The organism is Christiangramia sabulilitoris (genome assembly GCF_007050985.1).
Taxonomy (GTDB): Bacteria; Bacteroidota; Bacteroidia; order Flavobacteriales; family Flavobacteriaceae; genus Christiangramia; species Christiangramia sabulilitoris.
The window spans coordinates 1-750 of sequence record NZ_VHSF01000018.1 but is presented as its reverse complement, the minus strand read 5'-3'; the positions used below and the strand labels follow the sequence as shown (position 1 = coordinate 750).

Below are 750 nucleotides of genomic sequence, written 5' to 3'. Positions count from 1 at the left end.
AAAGTGTATTCTTCTCCGTTGCCACTAGGGCCCGCGGTAAAGATCGCATCCTCACCATCACAAACTCCATCGGTTTCAAGTTCTGCTTCCGGATTTTCATAGATCACTGCATCGGCAGTAGCATAATCTGTACAACCATCGGTGGTCTCTACCAATACACTTACCGTAGTACCATCGAGGATGGTATTACTATCATAAGTATTATCAGTAGATTTTGCCTGAAGGATTTCCTCGCCAGCATCTATAACTCCATCTTCACTGTCATCTATCCAGAAAGTGTATTCTTCTCCGTTGCCACTAGGGCCTGCGGTAAAGATCGCATCCTCACCATCACAAACTCCATCGGTTTCAAGTTCTGCTTCCGGATTTTCATAGATCACTGCATCGGCAGTAGCATAATCGGTACAACCATCGGTGGTCTCTACCAATACACTTACCGTAGTACCATCGGGGATGGTATTACTATCATAAGTATTATCAGTAGATTTTGCCTGAAGGATTTCCTCGCCAGCATCTATAACTCCATCTTCACTGTCATCTATCCAGAAAGTGTATTCTTCTCCGTTGCCACTAGGGCCCGCGGTAAAGATCGCATCCTCACCATCACAAACTCCATCGGTTTCAAGTTCTGCTTCCGGATTTTCATAGATCACTGCATCGGCAGTAGCATAATCTGTACAACCATCGGTGGTCTCTACCAATACACTTACCGTAGTACCATCGAGGATGGTATTACTATCATAAGTATTA

At 44.5% G+C, this 750-nt stretch carries 1 protein-coding gene; it reads right to left on the bottom strand.

The window, feature by feature from the left end; genetic code table 11:
* A partial coding sequence (locus FGM01_RS14590; RefSeq protein ID WP_166435243.1) for a hypothetical protein occupies positions 1-750 on the bottom strand: 750 nt, incomplete at both ends.